Genomic DNA, 25,923 nt, shown 5'->3' with positions numbered 1-25,923 from the left:
GACCGGCATGAACAATGCCTATTTGTCGTATGCCGCGAAGCGCCTGGCGCAGGCGTTCGTCGTCGTCCTGCTGGCCTATGTCTTCACCTTCGTGGTCGTCAGCATCCTGCCCGGCGACCCCATCACCAATGTCCTGCGTGATCCCCAGAACGGATTCACCGAGGACGAGATCAGGCAGATCATCGCCGCCCAGGGCCTGGACCAGCCGATCCTAATCCAGCTCTGGACGTCACTGTCCCACTTCGTGACCGGCGATTTCGGCCTGTCGATGCGGTCCAACCGGCCCGTCGCAACCCTGATCGCCGAGGTTCTGCCGTCGACGCTGATCCTTGCCTCCGCGGCTTTTGCCATCGCGCTGCTGCTGGCGGTGACGATCGGCTACGGCACACAATTTCTTCCGAAACGATTCGGCCAGGGCCTGCTGCGCGGCTTCCCGTCGTTGTTCCTGTCCGTGCCCAATTTTGTGATCGGCCTGGTGCTGATCCACCTGTTCGGCTTCCAGCTCGGCCTGTTCCGCGTGATCGCACCCGATAGCTTCTGGGCGACCTTCTTCGCCGCGGTCGCGCTGGGGGTCCCCGTCTCCGCCCGGATTGCCGAGGTGCTGATCGCGAACCTCGACAAGGAGTCCGAGCAAGAATATGCCAGTGTTGCGCGCGGCCGCGGCCTGACGCGGATGCGCCTGTTTGCCAGGCATTTGCTCAAGCCGTCTTCGCTCCCGGTCGTCACCGTCACGGCACTCGCCATCGGTGAGCTTCTTGGCGGCTCGCTGATCACCGAGACGGTGTTCGGACGCACCGGCATCGGCAGCCTGGTGCAGCGTTCGGTGAGCACGCAGGATTTACCTGTGCTGCAGGCGGTCGTCTCGCTCGCTGCGGTCGTGTTCGTGCTCGTCAATTTGATCGCCGATCTCGTCTATCCGCTGCTCGACCCGCGCGTGAAGCTGATTGGCGGTCCCAGGGTCCGTCCGACCACCACTGAGGACAGCGCCGCTGCAACATCCGTGGCGGTGACATCATGACCCTCGCCTCCTTCTCCGCTGCCTCGCGCGTCACGGCGACCAGCTGGCTGACAGCTCTTCGGGTGCCGCCGACCGTAGCACTTGCCTTCGCGGTCATCGCGATCGTGATTGCCTGGTCGCTGGCCCCGGGCTTGTTCACGAATCATAGCCCGGCCGTCGGTGTCCCAGCTGAGAAGCTGCTCAGCCCCAGCGTTGCACACTGGTTCGGGACCGATCACCTTGGCCGCGACGTCTATACCCGCGTTGTCTATGGCACGGCCTCCTCGGTGACGAGCGCGCTCATCGCTGTCGTCATCGCCGCCGTCGCCGGCGGCCTCATCGGCCTGCTCGCAGGCTTCCTCGGCGGCTGGGTGGACATCGTGCTCGCCCGCCTGGTCGACGTGTTGCTGGCGATCCCGAATTTCCTGCTGGCGGTGATCGTCGTCACCGCGATCGGTTTCGACACCACCAACGCTGCGATTGCGACCGGCGTCTCGGCCGTCGCAGTCTTCGCGCGCGTGATGCGCTCGGAAGTCATCAAGACGCGGCAGGCGATCTTCGTCGAGGCGGCGTTCCTGATGGGCGGCTCGCGCTGGCACATCCTGTTGCGGCACGTGCTGCCGAACGCATCGCGCTCGGTGCTTCCGCTTGCAGTGCTGCAATTCGGCCTGTCGATCCTGGTGATCGCGAGCCTCGCGTTCCTCGGTTATGGCGATCCGCCTCCCGCCTCCGATTGGGGCCTGCTGATCTCGATCGGCAAGGACTACCTCAAATGGCCGTGGCTGGTGTACGCGCCCGCCTTCGTCACGATCGCGACCGTCCTCTCTGTGAATAGGATCAGCCGATGGCTGCGCAAGACAGACTGACCACCAACACACTCACGCGCGCTGAGCCCGCAGCGCCGGTGCCGCTGCGTCCGATTCCACTGCTGCGGGTCGACGGCCTGTCGGTCTCCTACGGATCGCACGAGGTCGTCGCCAATGTGGGGTTTGAACTCGGTCGCGGCGAGAGCCTCGCGCTGATCGGGGAGTCCGGCTCCGGCAAGTCCACGATCGCCCGCGCGGTGCTGCGGCTGCTTCCAAGCGGCGGGCGCGCCGCCGGCCGCGTCGCGTTTGACGGCCAGGAGGTGCTGGGGATCTCCGAGCGCGGCTTCCGGCCGCTGCGCGGACGCGCCATGGGGTTCGTTCCGCAGGATCCCGCCAACTCACTCAACCCGGTGCGGACGATCGGCGCCCAGGCGCAGGAGGCGGCTGCGCTGCTCGACGAGCCCGACAAGAAGATCCGCACGCAACTCATCCTGGAGACGTTCGCCGAGGTGGGACTCGACAATCCCCAGCGTGCCTATGACTCCTACCCGCACCAGCTCTCCGGCGGCATGCTCCAGCGCGTGCTGATTGGGCTGGCGATCCTTCCGCGGCCGGCACTGCTGGTTGCGGATGAACCCACCTCTGCGCTCGACGTGACGATCCAGAAGCGGATCCTCGACCTGCTCACACGATTGCAGCAAGATCTCAAGATCAGCCTGCTGCTCATTACACATGACCTTGCGATCGCCGCCGAGCGGGCGAACGCGCTCGTGGTGCTCAGGGACGGCGTCATCCAGGAAGCTGGCCGGACCGCTTCCGTCTTCTCCTCGCCGGCGTCGGCCTACGCGAGAAAGCTCCGCGCGGATGTCCCGGCCCTCAACCCCGACCGTTACGCCGCGCTGCGCGACACGGGATTCCGTTTCCTCAAGACCGCCGCCAGCAAAGCACCGAAGATCGACGTCCGCGCCGTCACAAAGACATTCAACGTCGACGGCAAGTCGCTGGTGGCCGTCGACGATTTGTCGTTCACTGTTCCGGCCGGCACCACGCACGCGCTGGTGGGCGAGTCCGGCTCGGGCAAGACCACAGCAGTCCGGCTGCTGCTGGGCCTCGAGCAACCCGACAGCGGGACCATTTTGGTCGCCGGCGAGCAGATCGCAGGTCGTTCGCCCGGTGAGCTGCGTTCGGCATGGCGTCACCTTCAGCTGGTCTATCAGAATCCGTTCACCTCGCTCGATCCGAGCTGGACGATCGAGCGGCTGGTGCGCGAACCGCTCGACCGGTTCGGAATCGGAACGCGCACGGAGCGCGGCGAGCGGGTTCGCGAGGCACTGGCCGACGTCGGGCTCGGCGAGCACCTGCTGTCGCGCAAACCGGCGGCCCTGTCAGGCGGCCAGCGTCAGCGCGTCGCCATCGCCCGGTCGCTGGTCCTCAAGCCCGACGTGATCGTGCTCGACGAGCCGACCTCCGCGCTCGACGTCAGCGTCCAGGCCGGCATCGTCGAGGTGCTGCTCTCGCTGCAGGCCAATCTGGGCCTGACTTATGTATTCGTCTCTCACGATCTCGCGCTGGTGCGCCAGCTCGCCCACACCGTTTCGGTCATGCACCGCGGGCGCATCGTCGAGCATGGGGCCGTCGCCGAGATATTCGACAATCCGCAGCAGCCCTATACGAAGTCGCTGCTGGCGTCGATCCCGTCAGGTGTTGCCGACGCCGCACAGGCGCCGCACGCGCGCCCTCTGCTGATGGCCGCGGCAGAATGACCGCAGACGGCACCGTCACCCCGCGTCATCGAGGGCGAGGACGGCAAAGCTCGCCAACCAATGCTCTCCCATATAGTGACTGGCGAGATGGGGAAGACCTGCGGCCAGATGCTCTTGAGCTGCCTCATGGGCGATCACGCGCCGCGCGTCGTTTGCCGGCAAGGCATCGCCGAGAGAGCGCCAGCACCAGGCCCGGCTGAGATTGAGCCCGTCGAGATGGGCGATCTTGCCATCGGTGCGATCGGTCACCGTCGCAGGCTTGAACAGCGTTGCCGGCTGCTTTTCGGCGAGACGTGGCAGAAACCGGTCGAACCACGGCAAGAACTGGTCCGGCGGCAACAGGCGCCGCATGCACTCGGCCTCGATCAGGGCTGAGGACTGGAAATCATCGCCACTTGGCTCGCCCCAGGCCGGGCAGTCGCGATCCTCGCCATACCAGCGCAAGCCGGTCTCGCGCAGTAACGCGGCCAGCGCATCATCCCTTTTGATGCCGGCGTAGTCCGCCGCCATGCGCAAGCCGAACGCCGTGTTGAAATGCGTGCCGACGCGCACCGGATAAGTCGCGCGCGGCAGGAAATCACGAAAGCGCTGCGCGATGACCTCTGCCAGCGGCGCAAGGCTGCGCGCCCAGCGATGGTCGGATTGGAGTTCAAGTTCGGTCGCCAGCTTCAGCAGCCAGGCCCAGCCATAGGGCCGCTTGAAGCCGCGTGCAGTCGGACGGGCAAAGTAGGCGCACTCGGCGGCGACCTTGTCGGGAACGAATTGCGCGTCGAACAACGCGCGAATGTCGGGTGCCGATGCGATGTCGGGAAAGCGGCGCAGCAGCCGCGCCAGCATCCAGTAGCTGTGGACGCAGGAGTGCCAGTCATAGCTGCCGTAGAAGATCGGATGCAGCTGGCTCGGCGTGCGCGCATCCGCCGGTTCGGCCAGCGCATGATCCACATTGTTGGGATATTCACGCCCGACATGGCCGAGCGCGATGCCGGCGAACTGGACGGCGTGTTCGCGGGTGAGTCGGGACCTGGTCATGCTCTGGCCTTTCGTTTGTCGCGGCCGATCAGGGTCTCGATCAGGCGCGGCAGGATGTAGATCGGAAACTGGGTCGCGGCGAAGTATAGAGCCACGCGTGGCGAGGCGGCAGCGCCGAGCGCCGACCAGACCGGCCCGACATTGCGATTGCCGAGAATCAGCCCCACCGTCAGGCGCTCAGGCAGCGTTCCCGGCAGCAACACGGCCCCCGCAATTTGAAGGGCCACATTGCAGGCGAACGCAAGGGCAACGCAGAGCGTTCCGTCCGGCACATCCGCAACGATCTGTGCGCAAATGCCGGCCATGGTCGCCACCGCAAAGACCAGCAGCGCGGCGATGATGATCCCGTCGACCACATCGCCATGGGCAGCGAGAGCCGGCGCCGCACGTCGGCGGAGCAGGAAGGCAAGGCCTTCGGCGCTGCCGATCAACAGCGCCAGGCGCAGCGCAAGTTCGAACGCGCTGATCTCGAGCCCGCCGAACCACCCGGCGAGAAGTGGGATCGTGACCGGCGCCAGCACCATGGACAACACCGTCACCACAAGCGGCACCGCGCCGTCGAGCCCGAGCATGCGTGCCACCGCCGCGGTACCGCTCGACGGCGGCGCCGAGACGGCGAGCACGATCGCGAGCGCGATTTCCGGAGCAAGCCCGACGGCACGACCGGTCGCACCGATCACCAGCGGGCAGCCGACCATGACAATTGCCGGCAACAGCACGGACAGCGATGGCCGGCGCAACGCGGCGACGACCGCCTCGCCATCGATTCGCAGCAGCGTCCCGAGCACGATCAGGAAAATCGTGGCCGGCATCAGCGGTCGCGCCAGATCCGCGAGCGTCGGACACACAAGCCCGAGCAGGACGCCGAGGGCCAACAATGTCGGTCCGCGCGGAATGAGGCGCAGGAGGGAGGATCGCATACGCCTCGTCCAATCGGGTCTTCCACGCCAATGGACCACGCAACGCCGCATTCTTGAAATCGATTTTAGATATGCCTACCATTGCTCAAATGAATTTAGCTTCCGTCGATCTCAATCTCCTGGTCGCCTTCGAGGCGCTGATGGAGGAGCGCAATGTGACCCGTGCCGGCGCGCGCGTTGGCCTCGCGCAGCCGTCCATGAGCAGCGTGCTGACCCGCCTGCGGGCACTGTTCGGCGACGATCTGTTCGTGCGCTCGGCCTCGGGCATGCGGCCGACGGCCAAAGCGCTGTCGCTGGCCCGCCCGATCAGCGAGGCACTCGGACAGATCAGAGGCGTGCTGGCGCCTGGATCAGCCTTCGATCCCGCAACCGCTCGCGGCCGCATGTCTATCGCGGTGACCGACTATGGCGACCTCGTCGTCGTGCCTCCGCTGGTCGTGGCACTGCGACGGGAGGCACCTGGAATCGATCTCGTGGTGCGTCCCATCATCGACACGGCCTTGAGCGTCGCAAGCCTCGAGCACGGCGATATCGACGCGCTGATCGGCGGCCATCTTCCTGCCTCCACGCGCATCACCCGGACCACGCTGTTCGAAGAGCGTTTCGTGTGCATTCGCGACGCCAGGCGCGCCAGGCAGAAGGCGCGGCTCAGCAAAGACGACTACACCCGCCTTCCGCATGCCCTGTTCTCGTCGGCCGGCGGCGACGGGCTTCCGGGCGCGATCGACACCGTGCTGGCCCGGCACGGGCGCAAGCGGCGCACGGCGGTCACGCTCGCCCATGTCGTCGCCGTGCCGTTTACGGTTGCCGGCACCGATCTCGTGGCAACCATGGCCGAGCGCATCGCGCGCCGCTTCGCCGCATCGGCAGGCGTGTCCATCGTTCCGCTTCCCTACCATGTGGAGGCGTTCACCATCGACCTCCTCCACACCCGCCGTGCCATGACCGACCCGGCGCTGCGCTGGTTCATCGAACTGGTCAATCGTGTTTGCAGGAAGCTCTGACGAACCGACGGGCCGGCAACAGGCCGCTATTTCCGCGCAATGAGCTGCGCGATCTCCCAGACATGTCCTGAAGGGTCGGCAAAGGACGCCGTTCGCCGTCCCCACGGACGGTCGATCGGCCCATTGAGCAGATCGACGCCAATCTCCCGCAGCGCGGAGCAGACCTGATCGACGTCGACGACCCTGATCGTCAGAAGTGCGCGCGCTCCTGCGGAGGACTGCGCGACACGCAGCGGCTCGACAAGCGGCGGTGCCTGAGACGCGTCGAGAAGGTTGATCAGGAGCCCACCAAATCGCAGCACGGATGAGACCGCATCTTCCCAGACCGTCTCGGACGCGAACACTTTCGCGTAGAAGGTTTTCGCCGACGCAATGTCGTCGACGAACAACGTGATGACTTCGACTTCGTTTGGCAGACCAATGGTCATGTCGCACTGCTCCTCACCGTTGCAGCATCGGCCTGCGTGAACGAAGCAGGCCGCGCACCGTGATATCTCACGATGTCGCGGCCTGATGCAATTGCGGCGAACCGGGCAACTGCCCGGCCTGGACGCCGTGGTCCTAGTTGAACAGGTCCGGTTCCGCCTCGGTGATCCAGTCCCAGAGCGGCTGGAAGCTGAAATAGCCGCCCTTGTGGGTGCCGACCTGCCGGGAGGTCAGGCTGGCGATCTCGTGCGGGATCGGCTTTGGCGTGCCGGCAGCCTCCGCGAGCAGCTGGGCGCGTGCAGCGTTGTCCATCGCGATATACCACCACGCGGCAGCCTCGATGGTCGGTCCTACCGTGAGCAGGCCGTGATTCTGCAGGATCGCGGCCTTCTTCGATCCCAGCGCCTGCGCGATCTTGCGGCCCTCCTCCGCCTCCAGCACGACGCCGGAGAATGGATCGAACAGCACGTGGTCCTCGTAGAAGGCGCAGGAATCCTGCGTCAGCGGATCGAGCAGGCGGCCGAGCGCCGACCAGGCCTTGCCATAGGTCGAATGGGTGTGCGCGGCCGCGATCACCTCCGGATGCGCGGCGTGGATCGCCGAGTGAATCACGAAGCCGGCCTGGTTGATCGGCTTGTCGCCGATCAGGATGTTGCCGTCGTGGTCGACGAGCTGAAGATCGGACACCTTGATCTGGCTGAAATGCTTCGACAGCGGGTTGATCCAGAACCGCTCGGGAAACTCCGGGTCGCGCACGGTGACATGGCCTGCGAGGCCCTGATCGAAGCCGTAGCGCGAGAACAGCCGGAACGTCGCGGCGAGACGCTGCTTGCGGTGCAGCCTCTCCTCCTCGAACGACGCCGCCGGCGTGCGTTCGACCAGGGAATATTTTTTGGGCTTCTCGACGACCTTGTTCATTGTCGCGGCTCCTTTTCTAGTATTCGAGGTTCTTGTCGAAGACGTCGGCCAACGCGACGCCATGCGCATAGGCGTCGAGATTGACCAGTGTCTTGTCGGCCAGCCGCTTGACGTCCTCGCCTCCCGTCCACGAGACGTGCGGGGTCAGTACGACCTTGGGATGGTCGTAGATCGGATCGCCATCCAGCGGCGGCTCGGGATCCGTGACGTCGAGCGTGGCGCCTGCGATCCTGCCCTCATCAAGGGCTTGCAGCAGGGCGGACTGATCGACGATCCGGCCGCGCGCGACATTGATCAGATGCAGCGATTTTCTGGCCCGCGCCAGCACGTCGGCGTTGATCAGACGGGCCGTCTTCGTCGTCGCCGGCAGCGCCAGGACGAGATGATCGGAGACCTCGACCAGTTGTTCGATGCTGTCCACGGGCTCAATGCCCGGAACAACGTATGGCCAGGCCGACCGCCTGAGAACCCTGATGTTGACGCCGAACGGCTTGACCCGCTCTGCGACCGCACGCCCGATCGCACCAAAGCCCGCGATGCCGATCGTCTTGCCGCTGAGCGATCCAAGCGGCGCGATCTTCCATTGCTCGCGGCTGCGCGGCCGGATCTCGGGGATACGCTTTTCGAAGCCGAGAATTGCCGCAAGCACATATTCCGCGATCGGATCGGCCGAGATGCCGCGGCCGACCGTGACCACGGGACCGTCGAGCAGCCACGCCGGAAAGAAATCGACGCCGGTCGAAGCGGTCTGGATCCAGCGCAGGCCGAACGGCCAGCCTGCTGGCTTGTCCGCAGGCGCCTTGTTCCAGCCCGCCAGTGGCCGCGTCAGCAGCACGTCGGCCTCTGAGGCAACCTCCCACGCCGCGCGATCGGCGGGATGATCGATGATCAGCGGACGCGACCAGTGATCGGCCGGCGCGGCACGAACCTCCGCGCCGAGTTGATTGACGATGATCGGTGATCGCACGCTGGTGGAGGCGCGCCTGCTTTCAATTCGGGGAGTGTTCATGTCACGCGTTCATGATGGCATTGATGCGGACATGCTAGGCGCTCGGCGCAAGATAGTCTTTTCAAAGATCAACGGCATCGGGCAACAACAGGACGACGCTTCCAACCGAGGCATAAGAATTCGTCTCTGGGTGCGGCGCTGCTATTTTCGGCCGTTGACGTCGGGTTTCCGCGCCGTTGGCTGAGCCGCCGCTTCGGCGGCACGGCGGAAGACGGCTTCCATCAGCCATTGCTCGTTGGGAAAGTGCTCCGCCCATTCATCCCAGCCGGAGTGCTTGCGGTATTGGCCGAGCCGCCCGGACGCCAGCACCTCGTCCTTGCTCACGGAGACGCGGCGGTCGCAATCGGGCGCGACATAGATCGCGTCTGCACTGCAATAGAGCTCGCACATGAAGCAGGTCTGGCAATCCTCGACGCGCGCGAGGATGGGCTGGCCGTCGCGTCCGGGATCGAACACGTTGGCCGGACAGACCTCGATACAAGCCCCGCAATCCGTGCAGCGCTCCGCGACGATGAGTTCGATCATGACACTGCCTCGAGTTGGCCTGGCCTGGCGCTTGCAGATGGACGGTCGAACGCGACCCAGACCTGTTCCAGTCCGCCGCTGAGCAGGCGGGCCGCCAATCCCGGATCCTGTGTGGGACAATCCTCACGCCGGTGAAGACCCCTGCTCTCGTTGCGGGCCGCGGCCGTGGCAACGGACCAGCGCGCCGTGGCCAGCAGTGCCGCGGTCTCGCGCAGGGCGATCGAACCTGCCTGCCCGTGATCTGCCACCTCACGCCACAACTCATCGAGTGTTTGCGAAGAGGCCGCGAGCCCTGCCCCGGTGCGGAACAAGTTCTTGTCGAACGGATGCATCTCGGCACGCACGGCATCTCTGGCTGCGGCCACGTCAACAGCCTCAGGCCGGCCACGCGGGCGAAGCCCGGCCCGTCCAAGTGGCGCCAGCTCCGTCGAGCGGCTTTTCGTGCCGCGCGCCACGCGCGCAGCCGCGCGTCCTGCAAACACGCCGGACGACAGCGCCCATGCCGAGTTGACGTTGCCGCCACCGGAGATCGCGCCCGCGACCTTCTCGCGCGATACGTTGTCGCCGGCGACGAACAGTCCCGGGACCGACGTCGCGCAATCCGCATCATGCACGCGCACGCCGCCGATGCCGCGAATGGTGCCGTCGTTGTGCAGCGTGACTTCGAACCGGTCGTGGTAGGGATCGATCCCCCAGCGGTCGAACACCAGCGGCACGTTCGGCGAGATCGTATGCAGCCGCGCCTTGATGTCATCAGGCAGACGGTCCAGCGAACAGTAGACCGGCCCGCGCTGCAGTGCCCGGGCAAGACGGACAGTCTGATCGGGACCGAACGGCAGGTCGAGCTCGTTTCCGTCGGCGTCGGAGTAGGTCGCAAAGGCATAGGCCATGCTGCGCGTCATCGTGGAATGCGCCGGCGCAATGGTGTAGGCGGCGGTGAATTCCATGCCGGACAGCTCCGCGCCCGCCTCGGCCGCCATGAGATAGCCGTCGCCGGTGTTGGTTCGCGATCCCAACAGATGCGACAGAAAACTGGTCCCGCCCGCCGCGAGCACCACCGCGCCCGCCACGATTCGATACGCGCGCCCGCCGTCCTGACGGCGCTGGCCACGCGCGCCGCCGATCGATCCATCGGACCGCGCCAGCAACTCGACGACGGGCGACTGATCAAGAATAGTAACCCCGTGGCTCAGCACATGCTGGCGAAGCGCGCGCATATATTCCGGCCCGCGCACCGCGCGGTAGTTCACCCTTCCCTCGTCGTCCGTGCCAAACTTGTAATATCGGGCCAGCGTCGGCAGCGTGCGCCAGGTCTGGTCGAGGATGCGATACATCCATTCCGATTCGCCAAGGCCGAGCCCGGCGGCGATGCGATTGGCAACAACGGCGTCCCGCGCCGTGGGAGGATCCGGCGGCACCCACCAATGGCCCGGTCCCGCGGCGGCGGTCACGCCACTGGTGCCGCAATAGCCTTTGTCAGCGAGAACGACCCTCGCACCGGTTTGCGCGGCCGACGCGGCGGCCCATGCGCCGGCCATGCCGCCGCCGACGATCAGCACGTCAGTCGTGATCGACAGCTCTTCGAGCGAGGACGACACCATGATCTCCGCCTTTTTTCACGCGCGCCCGGCTGACACGCCCGTCGCCGCCGACGTGCGGCCCGCTTGGCGCAAACTTCAATGGCCGAACAGCCGATAGCTCCGATCGGCCGCCCGCAGATGCCGGTTCTCCTCTGTCCAGCCGACCGCACGCCGGTAGCTTCCCAACACAGAGGCTTCCTTCAGCGCGGCCACATCGACCGCTTGCGGCGCTTCGGCAAAGGGAGACACAAACAGCGCATCCTCCGGGCAATAGAGTTCGCACAGGAAGCAGGTCTGGCAGTCGCTCTGGCGGGAGATCACGGGAATGCCGTCAGTCTTGTCGAAGACGTTGGTCGGGCACACGTTGACGCAGATGTCGCAGGCCGTGCACCGCTCGGAATCGATGACCTCGATCATTCCGCGGCCTCCGAATATTGGGCGGAGACCAACGGACGGGCCGACGTCCAGACATCATCGAGCCCGCCGGTCGTCACAAGATGCAGGTAGCGATCGTCCGGCTCGGGGTAATCGTCGCGACGGTGCATTCCCCGGCTTTCCTGACGCGCCAGCGCGCTGCGATACATCCAGCGCGCGGTCGCAAGCATGGCGGCGGCTTCGCGCGCACGTAGCAGCTCCTGGTCGTCCGATGCCGCCGCATTCGACGCTTCGGACCACAAGCCATCCAGGCGGCGCAGAGAGTCGCCCAGTCGCCCGGCCTCGCGGAAGTAATTCAGCTCGTAGGGGAACACCTCGTCCTGAACGCTCCGTGCGAGCGCGCCGCCGTGCAACGGTTGCCCGCTGCCGGAGCGCAAGCCAACGGTGCCACGTCGGAACGCCTGACGCCCGATTGTCGTGCCCAGTTGGCGCGCGAATTCAGCCGCACCTTGGCCGGCCCAATAGCCCGAAGACATCGCCCAGGCGGCATTGTGGCTGCCGCCGCCCGTAAAGCCGCCGCAGATCAGCTCGCGGGTCGCAGCATCGCCTGCCGCGTAGAGGCCCGGAACGGTGGTCGCGCAACTGTCGCCGACGATGCGCAGACCGCCTGTCCCACGAACGGTTCCTTCGAGGCGCAACGTGATCGGGAATCGTTGGGTGAAGGGATCGATACCGGTGCGGTCGAACGGAAGGAAGAAATTCGGCTGGGACGCGCGCATGTGGCGCTGGGTCTCGGCTTCCGCCTGATCGAGTTGGGCATAGACGGGCCCCTTCCGCAGCGCGCGCGCAATCACGGAACGGCCGCCCTTGGACGACGCTCCCGGAATGACGCTGCCCTGCTCATCGGTAAAACTCGCCCAGCTGTAGAACAGCGTCTTGGTCACCGATCCGAACGCCGGCGAGATCGCGTAGGCGTTGGAGAACTCCATGCTGCTGAATTCCGCCCCCGCTTCTGCAGCGAGGAGATAGCCGTCGCCCGTCAGCACGTTCGACCCCAGCGTCTTGCTGAGAAAGGCGCATCCGCCGGTGGCGATCACCACGGCCTTGGCGTTGACCGCCCAGCGATCTCCCTTCTGGCGGCGCAAGCCTGCGGCACCGGCAACCACGCCGTTTCCGTCGACCAGCAGTTCGAGCGCGGGCGAATGATCCAGGATGGTGACGCCGGCCTGCTTGGTCCGCTTGCGCATCAGCCGCATGTATTCCGGGCCCTGCAGCGAATTCCGCTGCGGCTTGCCGTCCTCGTCTGCGGGATAAGGATAACCCCAATCGGCAAGCTGGTTGCTCTGGGCGTAGGTCCGGTCCAGCACGCGCGCCATCCAGCGGCGGTCCTGGAGATAGCCACCCAGCTTCTCGCGGCTGGCCATCGCAGCCTCGCGGCGTTCGGGAACGGGGTCGACATACCACACGCCGGTGCCGGCCGCCGCAGTCGCGCCGGAGGTGCCGCAAAATCCCTTGTCCGCCAGCACGACGCGTGCACCATGCTCGGCAGCACTGATCGCGGCCCATGTCCCCGCGGGACCGCCGCCGAGCACCAGCACGTCGGCGTCGAACACAATCGATCCTGCCGAACTCGACAGCTTCTCGGCGCGGCCAGATGAATTCGTCATCGCTCGTCTCCGGATTGATGTCCCTGCGCAGCACGCGCTCTCAGCTGCTGAACCCCGCCGGAATGAACGCCGGCAGCTTGTCCTCGATGAACTGCTTCACCTCGGGCGAGTTGAACACCTGGATGAAAGCCTTCAGCCGCGGATCGTCCTTTTGTCGGGGCGGACCGTGAAGCGCAGCACCAGACCTTCGTCGACGGTGCGATCGATGATCAGCGCCGATTTCGGGTCGCCGCCGGCCGGAATAAGATAGGTGATATTGACAAGCGCCAGCGTCACGTCGTCGAGCGAGCGGTAGGTCTGCGCCGGGTCGAGCTCGACGATCTTCAGGTTCTTGGGATTGTCGGTGATGTCGAACTTGCTGACCGAAAAGCCCTTGCCGGGCGCGAGCTTGATCAGGCCGGCCCGCTCCAGCAGGATCAGACCGCGTGCGCCGTTGAGCGGCTCGTTCGGAATGGCGACGCTGTCGCCGGACTTGATCTCGTCGAGCGTCTTGATCTTCTTCGAGAACAGGCCGACCGGCGCAATCACGCCAACCTTGTCGGCCTGTACCAGATTGAAACCGCGTTGCTTGTTCTGGAGCGCGAGATAGGTCGCATGCTGGAACAGATTGGCATCGACCTCGCCGCTGTTCACGACCTCGTTCAATGCAACCCAGTCCGACAGCTCGACGATCTTGACGTCCTGCCCCTTCTCCTTGGCGAGCTTGGCGGCAAAGGACGCAAGTTGGCCAACGGGGCCGGCGCTGGTCGCGATCTTCAGGGGTTCGCCAGCGAAGGCCGCCGCTGTGAACGCAAGCCAGAGACCCGCAGCCAGGGCGGTACGACGAAGGATTCTCATGATCTCAAGTCCCGTTGCAATTCAGATGATGCGTCTCACGCAGCTTTGCGCGCACCGGCGTCCGCCTGTGCCAGCGCTTGACCGAGATCCGCCAGGATATCGTCGGGATGCTCGATCCCGACCGACAGGCGGACATAGCCCGGCGTGACGCCGGCGGCGAGTTGCTCGGCTGCAGTCAGTTGCTGATGCGTCGTCGACGCCGGGTGAATGGCCAGCGAGCGGGCGTCGCCGATATTGGCGACGTGATAGAACAGCTTGAGCGCGTCGACGAACCGCCGGCCGGCTTCGACGCCCCCCTTCAGCTCGAAGCCGACCAGCCCGCCAAAGCCGCCCTTCAGATAGACGTCCGCCCTGCGCCGGTTCTCCCCGCTTTGCAGTCCGGGAAAGATCACGTTCGAGACCGAGGGGTGCTTGGCGAGGAAGTTCGCGACCTTCACCGCGTTCTCGTTGTGCTGGCGAATACGCAGCGGCAGGGTCTCGATGCCCTGGATGAACTGGAAGGCGTTTTGCGGCGCGATCGATGCGCCGAGGTCGCGCAGCAGCTTGACGCGGGCGCGCAGGATGTAGGCGATCGGGCCGAGCGGCTTTGCGGCTTCGGTCCAGATCGCACCGTGATAGGCCTCGTCAGGCTTGTTCAGCAGCGGGAAGCGCTCCGCATGTGCTGCCCAGTCGAAATTGCCGCCGTCGACGATGGCGCCACCGATCGCGGTGCCGTGGCCACCGATATATTTCGTCGTGGAATAGACGATCACAGCGGCGCCGTGCTCGAACGGACGTGCGATCAGCGGCGACGCCGTGTTGTCGAGAATGAGCGGCACGCCCAGCGAGCGGCCGATGTCCGCGACCTCCTTGATCGGAAAGACGTTCAGCTTGGGATTCGGGAGTGTCTCGCCGAAATAGGCCCGCGTCTTCGCGTCGGTTGCGCGGCGAAAATTCTCGGGATCCGCGGGATCGACGAACCGGGCCTCGATGCCGAACTGCTTCAGGGTCTGCGACAGCAACGTCCAGGTGCCGCCGTAGAGATCGGTCGAGGACACGATGTTGTCGCCGGCCTGGGCGATGTTGAAGATCGCGAAGGCGGACGCCGTCTGTCCGGAGGCAACTGCGAGGGCGGCCGCCCCGCCCTCGAGTGCGGCAAGCCGATCCTCGAAGGCCTGCTGGGTCGGATTGCCGATACGGGTGTAGATCGGTCCAAGCTGCTCGAGCGCGAACAGGCGCGAGGCGTGATCGGTGTTTTCGAACTGGAACGAGGTGGTCTGGTAGATCGGAACCGCCACCGCACCAGTGGCGGGGTCGGAGCGGTACGATCCACCATGCAACGCGAGCGTCTCGAAGTTCCGGGTCTCCAATGCCATCTGCAATTCCCTTTCGATCTCGAGAACGCGCACCTCGCGCGGCAAGCCGTGCTTGTTGACGAAAATGATGCGGGCGGATTCCGCGGCTGTCGAGCGTGTCCGGAAAATAGCGATGCGCGTGCTGCGTCACAGTCGCTTCGTAACGTGTTTCTTTCGGCTCCTTCGTCGAATTGGAAACAAACTCGCTCACGCAAAATGTTAAAAATGTCGCGCGGAGCGGATGTGCTTCGCAATTGATGATCGGGACCGCCCATGACGAGACCGCGCGAGCTGCGCTTCAACGCCTTCAACATGACCGCGCCGAGCCACAACTGGGCCGGCCTGTGGTCTCATCCGCGCGACGCGTCGATCGACTACAACACACTCGAATATTGGGCTGACTACGCCAGGACCGCGGAGCGAGGTCTGCTCGACGGCATATTCCTGGCGGATGTGTTCGGCGTATACGACGTCTATCGCGGCAATGCCGATGCCGCCGCACACCACGCCGTGCAGCTTCCCAACGCCGACCCGACACTGCTGGTGTCCGCCATGGCGCTCGTCACACACCACCTCGGCTTCGGCATCACCTCGAACCTGACCTTCGAGCATCCCTATCAGCTGGCCCGCAAGTTTTCGACGCTCGACCATCTGACCAAGGGCAGGATCGGCTGGAATATCGTCACCGGCTATCTCGACAGCGGCGCGCGCGGCATGGGCCTTCCGGCCAACCGCGCCCATGACGATCGTTATGATGCGGCCGAAGACTTCCTCACCGCGGCCTACAAGCTGTGGGAGGGAAGCTGGGAGGATGACGCCGTCCGCCGTGATCGCGGCAGCCGCATCTTCACGGACCCTGCAAAGCTTCACCGTGTGGTGCACAACGGCCAATATTTCAAGGTCGACGGCATCCATCTCGCCGAACCCTCGCCGCAGCGAACGCCGCTGTTGTATCAGGCCGGCGCCTCGAAGCGCGGCCGCGCCTTCGCGGCCCGGCATTCGGAAGCGATCTTTCTCAACGGCCAGACCAAGCCGATCCTTGCGCGCGCGGTCCGCGAGATCCGCGAGGCGGCCAAGGCCTATGGCCGCGATCCCTACGACATCCGCCTGTTTGCCGGCGCAACCGTGATCGTGGCGCCGACACGTGCCGAGGCGAATGATCTGCTCGAGGACTATGCGCGGCATGTCGACCAGACCGGCCAGCTCGCCTTGTTGTCGGGCTGGACCGGCATCGACTTTTCGACCTACCGACCCGACCAGCCGATCGAATATGTCGAGAGCAACGCCATCCAGTCGATGGTCGAGAATTTTACGGTGCGGAGCGACCGGCCTGTCAATGTCGGCGACCTCGCCAGATTGAGCCGCGCCGGCGCCCGGTCACCCTTCGTGGTCGGCTCGCCGCAGGACGTCGCCGACGAGCTGATCGCCTGGGCGGACGAGACCGACGTCGACGGCTTCAACCTGTTCCGGCTGGTCGCGCCGGAGTCGCTCAACGCTTTTGTCGATCTTGTGGTGCCGGAGCTGCAATCGCGCGGCGTCTACAAGACCGTTTATCGCGACGGCACGCTACGCGAAAAACTGTTTCCGGGGCGCGGTCCGCGGTTGCACAGCACGCATCCCGGCGCGCGCCTTCGGCGGCTGCGTTCCAATCCGACGCGGCCGAATAGCAAGGGTGACGCTCACCCCTTCGCGCGATGTTCGCGGAATGCTGCTGCGAGCGCTCCCAGCGCGGCCCGCGACCGGCGGTCGGTCAGGGACGAATGAAGCACGACCTCCGACGGCGGCAGCTTGGGAAGTCCGAGCTTGGCGCCGATGTCGATCGTGCCCGCCGGCGCGATCCGATACGACAACGGCGCAATCGCAAGCCCAGCCACGACAGCGGCATGGACCGCCGAGGAGCCGCCGCCCAGAAACACCTCGATCCATTTGATGCCGGCCGCATCCAGCGCCTGTGTGGCGATGTTGCGCACGCCGCAGGTCGGAGCCAGTGCGGCGAGGCGGAGGGGCTCGCCCTCCCTGTGATCGAACCCTTGCGCCGCAAACCAGCCGAAGCGCTCGTGCGCCAGCGTCTCGCCATCGCGACGATCGTCCTCGCGCTGGACGATGGCCGCGTCTAACCGTCCCTGATCGAAGAGATCAAGGAGATTGCGCGAATTGTCGAGCTGGACCTCGATGGTCAAATTCGGATCATGCGCGTGCAGCCGTGACAGCAAGGCCGGAACTTCCGGGCCCGCGACATGCGCTGCAATACCAAGGCCGAAGTGACGCGGCGGCGCATTGAGCCCGGCGATCGCGCGCTCATGCGCAGCGATCAGCTCCCGCGCCCCCTGCAGGAACGCCGTCCCCTGCGCCGACAGCCGCACCGATCGCGGCGTGCGTTCGAGCAATCGATGCCCGATACGATCCTCCAGCCGCTTCAGCTTGACGCTGATCGCGCCTTAGTGGTCCCCAGCGCCTTGGCGGCCCGCGTAAAACTGTGAAGGTCCGCCACCATCACAAAGGCCCTGACGGCGTCGACATCGAGCGAGAGCATTGCATCATCCGGCTTTGTTGTCTCTGAAATCAATATTGATCGGATTTTGTTGTGGTCAAGGGGCCCCTATGTTCGCCCCGCCTGACGCGGGCATGGCGCACGGGAAAGCACGCTTTCCCGGAGCGAGCGACGTCGCGCGTCCGCGCCGGCAATCAGCATTACGTTTGGAGGTCACAGCCTTGACGGTCTCACCATCACGACGAAACACGATCGCACTGGCCGCGGCGTGCCTCGCGTCCCTCATGTTCGGCCTGGAGATCTCCAGCGTTCCAACGATCCTGCCCACGCTGGAGACGGTGCTGCATGCCAACTTCCAGCAGTTGCAATGGATCATGAATGCCTACACCATCGCGGTCACGACGGTGCTGATGGCGACGGGGACGCTGGCGGATCGTTATGGTCGAAAGCGCGTGTTCGTCGTCAGCATCGCCGTGTTCGGCCTGGCTTCGCTGATCTGCGGCCTGGCGCAGGACGCGCTCCTGCTCATCGTGAGCCGCTTCCTTCAGGGCATGAGCGGTGGCGCGATGCTGATCTGCCAGGTCGCGGTTCTCTCCCATCAGTTCCAGGAGGGCGCACCGCGCGCGCGGGCCTTTGCCGCCTGGGGCATTATCTTCGGCATCGGCCTTGGCTTCGGACCCATCATCGGCGCGGCGATCGTCGCCGTCTCCGGCTGGCAATGGGTGTTCCTGATTCACGCGTTCATCGCAATTGTCACGATCGCGCTTGCCGTAATGGGCGTACAGGAGTCGCGCGATCCCGAGGCAAAACATCTCGACATCGCGGGCATCGTGACGCTTTCGACATCGGTATTCTGCGTCGCCTTCTATATCACGGAAGGCCCCGACTTCGGCTTCGGCAGCCTGACCGGCCTGGCGATCGTCGCGACGGCTGTTCTGAGCCTCATTGCCTTCGTGCTGGTCGAGCTGCATAGCGCCCGTCCGATGTTCGATTTCTCGGTGTTCCGGATACGCGCCTTTTCGGGCGCGCTGCTGGGATCGGCCGGCATGAACTTCAGCTTCTGGTCCTTCATGATCTACCTGCCGATCTTCTTTCGCAGCGCACTTGGTTACGACAATCTCACGGCCGGTCTCGCATTGCTGACCTACACGCTCCCCACGCTGGTGATTCCGCCGCTCGGCGAACGGATATTGCTGAGGTTCGGCGGCGGCATCGCCATTCCCTTCGGCCTGTTCGTCATCGGCCTTGGTTTCATGCTGATGAGGGCCGGCAGCGGCGTCGCGCACGTCACCTGGCTGACGTTGGCGCCAGGATGTCTGCTCGCGGGCGTAGGCCTTGCTCTCACCAACACGCCGGTGACCAACGTCACCACGGGGGCGGTGTCGAGCACACGGGCCGGCATGGCATCGGGCATCGATATGAGCGCCCGCATGATTTCGCTGGCGATTAACATCGCCTTGATGGGTTTTATCCTGATCGCGGGCATCTCCTCCTGGCTGCGCAGCGCGCTGCCCGGTGAGCTCGATCCCGGTCGCCTGCAATATCTCGCGGAACGCATCGCCGGCGGCACCGCCCGCCCGTCTGATATCCCCGAGCTGAGTGTCCTTCCGGCAGCGGACACCGCCGTGCAAGATGCGCTGATCCATGGTTTCGGGCTGGTGATGCTCTATGGCGGGCTATCCGTCTGGATCATGGCGCTGGCGAGCTTCATGATTTTTGGCGAGAGCTACGCCACACGGAAGCGTCTCGCGTCGAACTGCGATACCGACAACTCCGTTCTCAATTGCTAGCGCACGAGAGAATGTTCGTTCCCTTCTGCGCCCGACTGCGAAATTGCCACGCGGACCCGTTTGCCGGCAAAGTGAGCCGCCCCAGTCTCCCCAGACGGAGGTCGAGACGGCAAGGCAGTTACGTTGAACCGGATATCCGAAATGCATCATCTCACGTTCCGCCTGCGAGCCTTCGCCGCGGCCGCGCTCGGCTTCTTCGCGCTGGCGTCCGTTCAGCCCGCAATGTCCGAGGAGCTCCGGATCGGCTATCAAAAATCCTCGACGCTGACGGCGATCCTGAAGACCAACGGGGAGCTTGAGAAGGCACTGGCGCCGCTCGACATCACCGTCTCCTGGCACGAATTCACCAGCGGCTTGCCGCTGCTGGAGGCCATCAACATCGGCAGCATCGATTTCGGCGCTGACGTCGCCGACACGGTGCCGATCTTCGCGCAAGCCGCCGGCGCCAAGCTCGCCTATGTCGCCGAGGAAGCCGCCTCGCCGGCGGCGCAGGCGATCGTGGTGCCGGAGGCTTCGGCCATCAAGACCATCGCTGAATTGAAGGGCAAGAAGATCGCCGTCACCAAGGGCGCCGGCAGCCACTATCTGCTGCTCGCAGCCCTGGCGAAATCCGGCCTGAGCTTCAAGGACATCACGCCTGCCTATTTGACACCGGCCGATGGTCGCGCGGCCTTCATCAGCAGCAATGTCGATGCCTGGGTCGCCTGGGATCCGTTCCTGACCAGCGCCTTGCACCAGACGAAGGGCCGGATCCTCTCCGACGGCAGCAACGGTCTTGCGAGCTACAAGCGCTACTACCTGGCTTCGGCCGCGTATGCGGACAAGCACGATCAGGTCCTCAACGTGATCTTCGCAAAGCTCTCCGAGACCGGCAAATGGGTGAAGGCCCAGCCGAAGGACGCGGCGGCATTGCTCGCCGGCCTCTGGGGTATCGATGCGGCAATCGTCGAGGAGGCCAACAGCCACCGCTCGTATCAGGTGGGCGCGGTCACCGGGCCCGGCCTGTCCGAGCAGCAGCGCATTGCCGATGCATTCCACGCCGAAGGTCTGATTCCCGTCAAGATCGACACCACCGCCATCAAGATCTGGTCCCCGAAGGGGTCTTGATCTCCGCGACTTGCGGCTTAGGCCGCCGACTTTCGGAATCCCCATGCCGCCACGCCAATTGCACCTCAACGTCAATCTGCTTCACTCCGGTGTCTACCCGTCAGCCTGGCGGCTGCCGGACAGCGATCCGCGCGCGTTCTTCGATCTCGGTCATTATGTGCGGGTGGCGCAGATTGCGGAGCGCGGAAAGTTTGACGCCATCTTCCTGGCGGACTCGCCGGCCGTGAACGATCGCATCGACTACCGATCGTTCACCTCGCTGGAACCGACAATCGTGCTGGCGACGGTCGCCGCCGCGACGACGCATATCGGCCTGATCGGCACGGTCTCCACGACCTACAACGAGCCTTACAACATTGCGCGCCGCTTCGTGACGCTCGACCATGCCAGTGGCGGACGCTCAGGATGGAATGCAGTGACGACGGCGGATGCCGCTTCGAGCCGCAACTTCGGCCTCACGGGTGCACTGGAGCACAAGGCCCGCTACGAGCGGGCCAAGGAATTCACGGATGTCGTCCACGCCTTGTTCGACAGCTGGGAAGACGACGCCTTTGTCGGCGACAAGGCGAGCGCGCAGTTCGTCGATACATCGAAGGTGCACCCGATCGCCCACCGCGGTCCGCATTATTCGGTCGCTGGCCCCCTGAACGTGCCACGCTCGCCCCAAGGGCGACCTGTCACGGTGCAGGCAGGCGGCTCCAATGACGGCCGCGATTTCGCAGCCGCCTATGCGGAAGCGGTATTCACGCTGGCACAGTCGATCGAGGAAGGCGTCGCTTATGCGCGCGATCTGCGTACGCGGGCTGCGGCCTACGGGCGTTCCGGCGATTCCATCGTCACTCTGCCGGGGCTTGCCACCGTCATCGGCAGCACCGAGGCCGAGGCGAAGCGGCGGCAGGACGAACTCTGGGAGCTGGTGCCGATCGAATACAGCCTCGCGCGCCTCGCCGGCACACTCCAGATCGACCCTGCCTTGCTTGAGCTCGACAAGCCGCTTCCCGACCCGTTGCCGCTTCCAGCGAACGCCAATCACACCATGTTCCAGGGCACCGTGAACCTCGCCCGCCGCGGCAACCTTACCGTTCGTCAATTGATCCGCGCGCTCGGCGGCGGCGTTGGCCATCGCATCATCGTGGGCACGCCGAAGCAGATCGCCGACGACATCGAGACCTGGTTCAAGGCCGGCGCCGCCGACGGGTTTAATCTGATGCCGGACGTTCTGCCCACCGGGCTGGAGACCTTCGTCGATACGGTCGTGCCGATCCTGCAAAAGCGCGGATTGTTCCGGATCGAATACACGGGCACGACGCTGCGCGAGCATTTTGGTCTGCCGCGGCCCCCGAGCCGCTTCGCGACACCGGCGCCAGAGGTCGCGTCAGCCTGATTCATCCGAGGGACTGGGCCAGCTTCCCGGAGGGCCCGGTCGATTGCCGGGCGCGCACACGGGGAATCACCTCGCGCGCAAAACGCCGCATCTCGGCCTCGAACGGCTGGAATTGCAGCATGAACAGCTCGATGCCGGCGGCATGGAAGGCTTCGATGCGCTCCGCAACTTCGTCGTAGCTGCCGACGAGCCCTGCGGCCGTGCCGCCATTGCTGCCGACGCGCGGCGTCTTCTGCATGGTCTGCATCATCACGACCTCCGGATCGGTGTTCTGCTTCTGGATGGCTTTCATCGGCGCATCCTTTGCGGCAAGACTGAGCAGCCGCTCATGGGCGGCCTGCGCCTGCTCGCGGGTCTCGCGCGCGACGACGAAGGCGGACAGACCGAAACGCAATGGCGGCGCCGACCCACGCGGACGTGAAGCGACGTCGGCGATCAGGCCCGCGACGTCGCCGAGCGGCTGGCCGTTGATGAACCAGACGTCGCCTTGGCCCGCGACGAGATCGCGCGCCGGCTCGGATTCCCCGCCGACATAGATGAGGGGGCGCTTGCGATAGAGGCTGGTCGGCCGCAGCACATAGTCGGTGACGTTGAAGTGTTCGCCGCTGTAGTTGAGGCGCTCGCCTTCCATCAGGCGCGATACGATTGAGATCCATTCCTTGCCGTAGGCGTAGCGCGCATCGTGCTCGGGGAAGCCAATCCCCGCCTTCTCCAGCTCCGGACGGTTCCAGGCATTGACCAGATTAATCGCAAAACGGCCGCGGCTGATGTTCTCGATCCCGAGCGCGAGCTTGGCCAGAACGACGGGGTGATAGAGATACGGCTTGATCGCAGCGATGATCTCGATGCGCTTCGTCAGTGCCGCGATAGCGGCAGCGGCGCTCCACGCTTCGAGCTGATCGAGATCCTCCTGATGCGGGTTGATCGTGTGTTGCGCGATCAGCGTCGAATCATACCCGAGTTCCTCGGCGGCGAGGATGAGATCCCGGTTGCGCTCCCAGGACGCATCATAGGGCTCTTCCGGGTCCTGATGCGCGGCACGTGGTCCGTGCACCAGCGCCCAGATGCCGAAGCGAAGAGGTGCGGTCGTCATCGTGCTCTCCCGTAAATGCCTTGAGCCTCAGGCGTTCTCGCCAATGCGTGGTGCAAGATCAAGCAGACGCACATCAAAAGATTTTCTTTGTCGCGCATGCGCGCTGAGACGACAGCAGATCACTCCGGATCGAACGACAATTGAAATACCGCTCTATTTCTGTCGGCCCGATTTCATGGGACATTTTGCGGTGACGGCAAGTCATCGCACCTGAAGCAAGGTCTCGCGTCTTGAGCAATATCGAATTGAGCGACATCGACCGCGCGACAATCGACGACAAGCCGACATCGCAGAGCAGCGATAGCACACGCGCTCTGACGTCAACCAGGATCAAGCTTGGTCCGCGCGGCCTTCTGCTCCTGTCATGGCTTGCACCCGTGGCGCTGGTCATCGTCTGGGAATGGCTGGCGCAGGCCGGATGGCTCTCGCCCCAGGTGCTTCCCGCGCCTAGCAAGGTAATCCGAACCGCGTTCAAGCTGGCGACCACCGGGACGCTATTGAACGATCTCGGCGTCAGCCTGCTGCGTGCAGCGGCGGGATTCGCGATCGGGTCGGTTGTCGGTGCCGTACTTGGCACTCTCGTCGGTTTCTCGCGGATCGCGGAAGCGGCGATCGACCGCAGCGTGCAGATGATCCGCGCCGTGCCGTTTCTCGCAGTCCTGCCGCTCGTCATCGTCTGGCTCGGCGTTGGCGAGACGCAAAAGATCTTCCTGGTCGCGCTCGGCGTCACCTTTCCGATCTACATCAACACCGTGCTCGGCATCCGCCAGGTCGATCCCAAGCTGCTCGAGCTCGGCCGCGTCCAGGGCCTGAGCTCCATTCAGCTGATCCGCCGGATCATCCTTCCCGGCGCATTGCCCTCGATCCTGACCGGGGTCCGCTATGCGCTGGCGACGGCGTGGCTCGCACTGGTCGTGGCCGAAACCATCGGCGCGCAGTCCGGCATCGGCTTTCTCGCCATGGACGCGCGGGAATTCCTGCGCACCGACGTGATCGTGCTGACGATCGTGATCTATGCGCTGATCGGCGTCGCGGCCGACGGCATTGCGCGCTTCCTCGAACGGCGCCTGCTCGCCTGGCATCCGAATTACGGAGCGGCACGATGAACGTTCATGTCGCTCCGCGATCGCGCACCTCGTTCGAATCCGGCCCGGCGGTCGTCGTCAGCAACCTCGTGCGCAGCTACGGCAGCCGCGTGGTCATCGACAGACTGAACCTGCGGATCGAGCGCGGCGAGTTCGTCGCCCTGCTCGGTGAGAGCGGCTGCGGCAAGACCACGCTGCTGCGGGCGCTCGCTGGTCTCGATTCCATTCAGGGCGGACGCATCGTCGCGCCGCGCCGCCCGGCCGTGGTGTTCCAGGAGCATCGGCTGCTGCCGTGGGACAGCCTCTGGCGCAACGTCTCGCTTGGTCTGCTGGTGCCGGATGCACGCGAACGTGCCGCCGAGGCGCTGACCGAGGTCGGCCTCGCCGACCGTCTCGATGACTGGCCGCGCAATCTCTCCGGCGGACAGGCCCAGCGCGTCGCGCTTGCCCGTGCGCTGGTCCAGCAGCCCGAGCTCCTGCTGCTCGACGAGCCCTTTGCCGCCCTGGATGCGCTCACCCGCATCCGCATGCATGAGCTCGTCCGCGAGCTCGTCGCCAACCATCAGCCGGGCGTCCTGCTGGTCACCCACGACGTCGATGAGGCGATCGCGCTGGCCGACCGCATCCTGGTGATGCGGAACGGTGCCATTGCGTTCGAGCATCGCGCCGTGCGCGACGGCTCGACGCCCATTTCGCGCGCAGAGCTCCTCGGCGAGCTCGGCGTGGCGTCCCATTCCCCCAACTAGGCAAGGCCCCTATGTCTCGCTCCCCGATCGCCAAACCATCCCGGCGCAGCTTCCTTGGCTCCGCGGCTTTCGGCGTTGGCGCCCTCGCCGGCATGAACATCGGCGATTTCGCCCATGCCGGCCCCGGCCGCACCACTGATACGGTGCGCATCACCTGGGGTCTCGGCGGCCTCAACGTGATCGCCAAGGAACGCGGCGAATTCGAGAAGATGCTGGCCAAGGATGGCATCAAGGTCGAGTGGCTCGGCCCGTTCCCGAATCATGCGCCGACCTTGCAGGCAGTGACCGGCGGAAGCGCCGACTTCAGTTTTGGCGGCAGCACCACGCCGGCATTGGCCGCGATCATCGCTGGCTCCCCGCTGGTGTTCACGCAGTTCGTCGTCTACGAGCCCCGGACCACGGCGATCATCGCCAAGGACGGCTCCGGCATCGACAAGATCGAGGACCTCGTCGGCAAGTCTGTGGCGGTCAACCGCTCCGGCCTCGGCGAGTTCCTGCTGGTCGCTGCGCTCGAGAAACACAAGGTCGATCGCTCTGCGGTGAAATTCGTCTATCTCAATCCGCCGGATGCGGCGCCGGCACTCGCTTCCGGCAAGGTGGACGCCTGGTCGATGTGGAGCCCCGGCGTCGACATCGCCCGGCTCGAGTACAAGGCCCACGACCTTTTCCTGGAAGGACGCGATCTCGATTTCCAGATCGACTACACGTCCTATCTCACCACCCGCAAATTTGCGACCGACAATCCCGCGCTGGTCCGCGCCGTCAACGACGCGTTTCGTACCGAAGGCAAATGGATCTCCGAGAATGCCAAGGAGGCCGAGTACATCGCGCAGAAGATCGGCAAGTACAGCGACGCCGTCCGCGATCAGTTCATCGCGCTGAAGCGGCAGTACCGCTACTTCGCCGCCAATGATGAGCAATTCGTCGGCGAGCTGCAAAAAGCCGCCGACTGGCTCGTCGCCCGCAAGGTTCTGCCCGAGCCGGTCAAGGTGACCGACCACCTCGCGCAGCTGTGAGAACGTGACCAACAGGCCAAT

The 25,923-nt window shown here is 65.1% G+C and carries 23 protein-coding genes and 1 pseudogene; 11 read left to right on the top strand and 13 right to left on the bottom strand.

Annotation, left to right across the window (positions count from 1 at the left end; all coding sequences use genetic code 11):
* The first annotated feature begins 7 nt into the window (after positions 1-7).
* The 3 genes from V1280_RS45395 to V1280_RS45385 are packed head-to-tail and all read left to right on the top strand — an operon-like array spanning position 8 to position 3,566.
* Entirely contained in the window at positions 8-1,018 is a 1,011-nt protein-coding gene (locus V1280_RS45395) for an ABC transporter permease (protein WP_334537732.1), read from the top strand.
* Positions 1,015-1,863, top strand: a complete 849-nt coding sequence (locus V1280_RS45390) for an ABC transporter permease (RefSeq protein WP_334537730.1) — start codon at positions 1,015-1,017, stop codon at positions 1,861-1,863. Before V1280_RS45395 ends, V1280_RS45390 begins: the two co-directional genes overlap by 4 nt.
* Complete coding sequence (locus V1280_RS45385; protein WP_334537728.1) at positions 1,842-3,566, top strand: ABC transporter ATP-binding protein; 1,725 nt, start codon at positions 1,842-1,844, stop codon at positions 3,564-3,566. Before V1280_RS45390 ends, V1280_RS45385 begins: the two co-directional genes overlap by 22 nt.
* 15 nt (positions 3,567-3,581) lie before the next feature.
* Here V1280_RS45385 and V1280_RS45380 read toward each other — a convergent pair whose 3' ends face one another.
* Entirely contained in the window at positions 3,582-4,595 is a 1,014-nt protein-coding gene (locus V1280_RS45380) for a DUF2891 domain-containing protein (RefSeq protein ID WP_334537726.1), read from the bottom strand.
* Positions 4,592-5,515, bottom strand: a complete 924-nt coding sequence (locus V1280_RS45375; protein ID WP_334537724.1) for a hypothetical protein — start codon at positions 5,513-5,515, stop codon at positions 4,592-4,594. The genes V1280_RS45380 and V1280_RS45375 overlap by 4 nt, the downstream gene beginning before the upstream one ends.
* A gap of 89 nt (positions 5,516-5,604) precedes the next feature.
* On the opposite strand from V1280_RS45375, the gene V1280_RS45370 reads away from it, so the two are divergent.
* Positions 5,605-6,519, top strand: a complete 915-nt coding sequence (locus V1280_RS45370; protein WP_334537722.1) for a LysR family transcriptional regulator — start codon at positions 5,605-5,607, stop codon at positions 6,517-6,519.
* Positions 6,520-6,545: 26 nt separating this feature from the next.
* Here V1280_RS45370 and V1280_RS45365 read toward each other — a convergent pair whose 3' ends face one another.
* From V1280_RS45365 to V1280_RS45325, 9 genes are all read right to left on the bottom strand, one after another.
* Positions 6,546-6,947, bottom strand: a complete 402-nt coding sequence (locus tag V1280_RS45365; protein WP_334537720.1) for a VOC family protein — start codon at positions 6,945-6,947, stop codon at positions 6,546-6,548.
* Between the two features lie 133 nt (positions 6,948-7,080).
* Entirely contained in the window at positions 7,081-7,863 is a 783-nt protein-coding gene (locus V1280_RS45360; protein WP_334537718.1) for a class II aldolase/adducin family protein, read from the bottom strand.
* A 16-nt stretch (positions 7,864-7,879) separates the two neighbouring features.
* Entirely contained in the window at positions 7,880-8,872 is a 993-nt protein-coding gene (locus V1280_RS45355; protein ID WP_334537717.1) for an NAD(P)-dependent oxidoreductase, read from the bottom strand.
* A 141-nt stretch (positions 8,873-9,013) separates the two neighbouring features.
* Positions 9,014-9,397 carry a ferredoxin family protein gene (locus tag V1280_RS45350; protein ID WP_334537715.1) on the bottom strand — a complete coding sequence of 128 codons (384 nt, stop codon included), beginning with the start codon at positions 9,395-9,397 and terminating at the stop codon, positions 9,014-9,016.
* Positions 9,394-10,998: an FAD-binding protein gene (locus V1280_RS45345; RefSeq protein WP_334537714.1), complete on the bottom strand. Its 1,605-nt coding sequence runs from the start codon at positions 10,996-10,998 to the stop codon at positions 9,394-9,396. Before V1280_RS45345 ends, V1280_RS45350 begins: the two co-directional genes overlap by 4 nt.
* Before the next feature lie 75 nt (positions 10,999-11,073).
* Positions 11,074-11,394 (bottom strand): ferredoxin family protein, encoded by a 321-nt coding sequence (locus tag V1280_RS45340; protein ID WP_334537713.1) that lies wholly within the window; start codon positions 11,392-11,394, stop codon positions 11,074-11,076.
* Positions 11,391-13,019 (bottom strand): FAD-binding protein, encoded by a 1,629-nt coding sequence (locus V1280_RS45335; RefSeq protein WP_334537711.1) that lies wholly within the window; start codon positions 13,017-13,019, stop codon positions 11,391-11,393. The genes V1280_RS45340 and V1280_RS45335 overlap by 4 nt, the downstream gene beginning before the upstream one ends.
* Positions 13,020-13,151: 132 nt before the next feature.
* Positions 13,152-13,856, bottom strand: a complete 705-nt coding sequence (locus tag V1280_RS45330; RefSeq protein WP_334537709.1) for a MetQ/NlpA family ABC transporter substrate-binding protein — start codon at positions 13,854-13,856, stop codon at positions 13,152-13,154.
* 35 nt (positions 13,857-13,891) lie between these two features.
* Positions 13,892-15,211 carry an O-acetylhomoserine aminocarboxypropyltransferase/cysteine synthase family protein gene (locus tag V1280_RS45325; RefSeq protein ID WP_334537707.1) on the bottom strand — a complete coding sequence of 440 codons (1,320 nt, stop codon included), beginning with the start codon at positions 15,209-15,211 and terminating at the stop codon, positions 13,892-13,894.
* Between the two features lie 252 nt (positions 15,212-15,463).
* On the opposite strand from V1280_RS45325, the gene V1280_RS45320 reads away from it, so the two are divergent.
* Entirely contained in the window at positions 15,464-16,954 is a 1,491-nt protein-coding gene (locus V1280_RS45320; RefSeq protein WP_334537705.1) for an LLM class flavin-dependent oxidoreductase, read from the top strand.
* On the opposite strand, the pseudogene V1280_RS45315 reads toward V1280_RS45320, so the two are convergent.
* Positions 16,870-17,723, bottom strand: a pseudogene (locus V1280_RS45315) (LysR family transcriptional regulator). The gene V1280_RS45320 and the pseudogene V1280_RS45315 overlap by 85 nt on opposite strands.
* Before the next feature lie 179 nt (positions 17,724-17,902).
* Between V1280_RS45315 and V1280_RS45310 the strand changes: the two are divergent.
* The 3 genes from V1280_RS45310 (at position 17,903) to V1280_RS45300 (ending at position 21,962) form a co-directional block, all read left to right on the top strand.
* A complete protein-coding gene (locus V1280_RS45310) occupies positions 17,903-19,471 on the top strand; it encodes an MFS transporter (protein ID WP_334537703.1) in 1,569 nt (522 codons plus the stop codon).
* A 141-nt stretch (positions 19,472-19,612) separates the two neighbouring features.
* Positions 19,613-20,578: an aliphatic sulfonate ABC transporter substrate-binding protein gene (locus tag V1280_RS45305; protein WP_334537701.1), complete on the top strand. Its 966-nt coding sequence runs from the start codon at positions 19,613-19,615 to the stop codon at positions 20,576-20,578.
* A 43-nt stretch (positions 20,579-20,621) separates the two neighbouring features.
* Positions 20,622-21,962, top strand: a complete 1,341-nt coding sequence (locus V1280_RS45300; RefSeq protein ID WP_334537699.1) for an LLM class flavin-dependent oxidoreductase — start codon at positions 20,622-20,624, stop codon at positions 21,960-21,962.
* A gap of 1 nt (position 21,963) precedes the next feature.
* Here the strand turns inward: V1280_RS45300 and V1280_RS45295 are convergent, their stop codons facing one another.
* Complete coding sequence (locus V1280_RS45295; protein ID WP_334537697.1) at positions 21,964-23,055, bottom strand: LLM class flavin-dependent oxidoreductase; 1,092 nt, start codon at positions 23,053-23,055, stop codon at positions 21,964-21,966.
* 329 nt (positions 23,056-23,384) lie between these two features.
* On the opposite strand from V1280_RS45295, the gene V1280_RS45290 reads away from it, so the two are divergent.
* The 3 genes from V1280_RS45290 to V1280_RS45280 are packed head-to-tail and all read left to right on the top strand — an operon-like array spanning position 23,385 to position 25,902.
* Complete coding sequence (locus tag V1280_RS45290) at positions 23,385-24,161, top strand: ABC transporter permease subunit (protein WP_334538607.1); 777 nt, start codon at positions 23,385-23,387, stop codon at positions 24,159-24,161.
* The gene (locus tag V1280_RS45285; RefSeq protein ID WP_334537695.1) at positions 24,158-24,886 is read left to right on the top strand and encodes an ABC transporter ATP-binding protein; all 729 of its coding nucleotides are present in this window, start codon (positions 24,158-24,160) and stop codon (positions 24,884-24,886) included. Before V1280_RS45290 ends, V1280_RS45285 begins: the two co-directional genes overlap by 4 nt.
* 11 nt (positions 24,887-24,897) lie before the next feature.
* Positions 24,898-25,902, top strand: coding sequence for an NrtA/SsuA/CpmA family ABC transporter substrate-binding protein (locus tag V1280_RS45280; protein ID WP_334537693.1), 1,005 nt, complete (start codon positions 24,898-24,900; stop codon positions 25,900-25,902).
* Positions 25,903-25,923 lie beyond the last annotated feature (21 nt).

This window comes from Bradyrhizobium sp. AZCC 2230, from assembly GCF_036924495.1.
GTDB lineage: Bacteria > Pseudomonadota > Alphaproteobacteria > Rhizobiales > Xanthobacteraceae > Bradyrhizobium > Bradyrhizobium rifense.
This window is presented reverse-complemented; position numbering and strand designations above follow the sequence as displayed.

Excerpts from the sequence above, each read along its gene's own strand:
- V1280_RS45395 (WP_334537732.1), top strand. The coding sequence starts at position 8 with ATGAACAATGCCTATTTGTCGTATGCCGCGAAGCGCCTGGCGCAGGCG.
- V1280_RS45390 (WP_334537730.1), top strand. The coding sequence starts at position 1,015 with ATGACCCTCGCCTCCTTCTCCGCTGCCTCGCGCGTCACGGCGACCAGC.
- V1280_RS45385 (WP_334537728.1), top strand. The coding sequence starts at position 1,842 with ATGGCTGCGCAAGACAGACTGACCACCAACACACTCACGCGCGCTGAG.
- V1280_RS45380 (WP_334537726.1), bottom strand. The coding sequence starts at position 4,595 with ATGACCAGGTCCCGACTCACCCGCGAACACGCCGTCCAGTTCGCCGGC.
- V1280_RS45375 (WP_334537724.1), bottom strand. The coding sequence starts at position 5,515 with ATGCGATCCTCCCTCCTGCGCCTCATTCCGCGCGGACCGACATTGTTG.
- V1280_RS45370 (WP_334537722.1), top strand. The coding sequence starts at position 5,605 with ATGAATTTAGCTTCCGTCGATCTCAATCTCCTGGTCGCCTTCGAGGCG.
- V1280_RS45365 (WP_334537720.1), bottom strand. The coding sequence starts at position 6,947 with ATGACCATTGGTCTGCCAAACGAAGTCGAAGTCATCACGTTGTTCGTC.
- V1280_RS45360 (WP_334537718.1), bottom strand. The coding sequence starts at position 7,863 with ATGAACAAGGTCGTCGAGAAGCCCAAAAAATATTCCCTGGTCGAACGC.
- V1280_RS45355 (WP_334537717.1), bottom strand. The coding sequence starts at position 8,872 with ATGAACACTCCCCGAATTGAAAGCAGGCGCGCCTCCACCAGCGTGCGA.
- V1280_RS45350 (WP_334537715.1), bottom strand. The coding sequence starts at position 9,397 with ATGATCGAACTCATCGTCGCGGAGCGCTGCACGGATTGCGGGGCTTGT.
- V1280_RS45345 (WP_334537714.1), bottom strand. The coding sequence starts at position 10,998 with ATGGTGTCGTCCTCGCTCGAAGAGCTGTCGATCACGACTGACGTGCTG.
- V1280_RS45340 (WP_334537713.1), bottom strand. The coding sequence starts at position 11,394 with ATGATCGAGGTCATCGATTCCGAGCGGTGCACGGCCTGCGACATCTGC.
- V1280_RS45335 (WP_334537711.1), bottom strand. The coding sequence starts at position 13,019 with ATGACGAATTCATCTGGCCGCGCCGAGAAGCTGTCGAGTTCGGCAGGA.
- V1280_RS45330 (WP_334537709.1), bottom strand. The coding sequence starts at position 13,856 with ATGAGAATCCTTCGTCGTACCGCCCTGGCTGCGGGTCTCTGGCTTGCG.
- V1280_RS45325 (WP_334537707.1), bottom strand. The coding sequence starts at position 15,211 with ATGGCATTGGAGACCCGGAACTTCGAGACGCTCGCGTTGCATGGTGGA.
- V1280_RS45320 (WP_334537705.1), top strand. The coding sequence starts at position 15,464 with ATGACGAGACCGCGCGAGCTGCGCTTCAACGCCTTCAACATGACCGCG.
- V1280_RS45305 (WP_334537701.1), top strand. The coding sequence starts at position 19,613 with ATGCATCATCTCACGTTCCGCCTGCGAGCCTTCGCCGCGGCCGCGCTC.
- V1280_RS45300 (WP_334537699.1), top strand. The coding sequence starts at position 20,622 with ATGCCGCCACGCCAATTGCACCTCAACGTCAATCTGCTTCACTCCGGT.
- V1280_RS45295 (WP_334537697.1), bottom strand. The coding sequence starts at position 23,055 with ATGACGACCGCACCTCTTCGCTTCGGCATCTGGGCGCTGGTGCACGGA.
- V1280_RS45285 (WP_334537695.1), top strand. The coding sequence starts at position 24,158 with ATGAACGTTCATGTCGCTCCGCGATCGCGCACCTCGTTCGAATCCGGC.
- V1280_RS45280 (WP_334537693.1), top strand. The coding sequence starts at position 24,898 with ATGTCTCGCTCCCCGATCGCCAAACCATCCCGGCGCAGCTTCCTTGGC.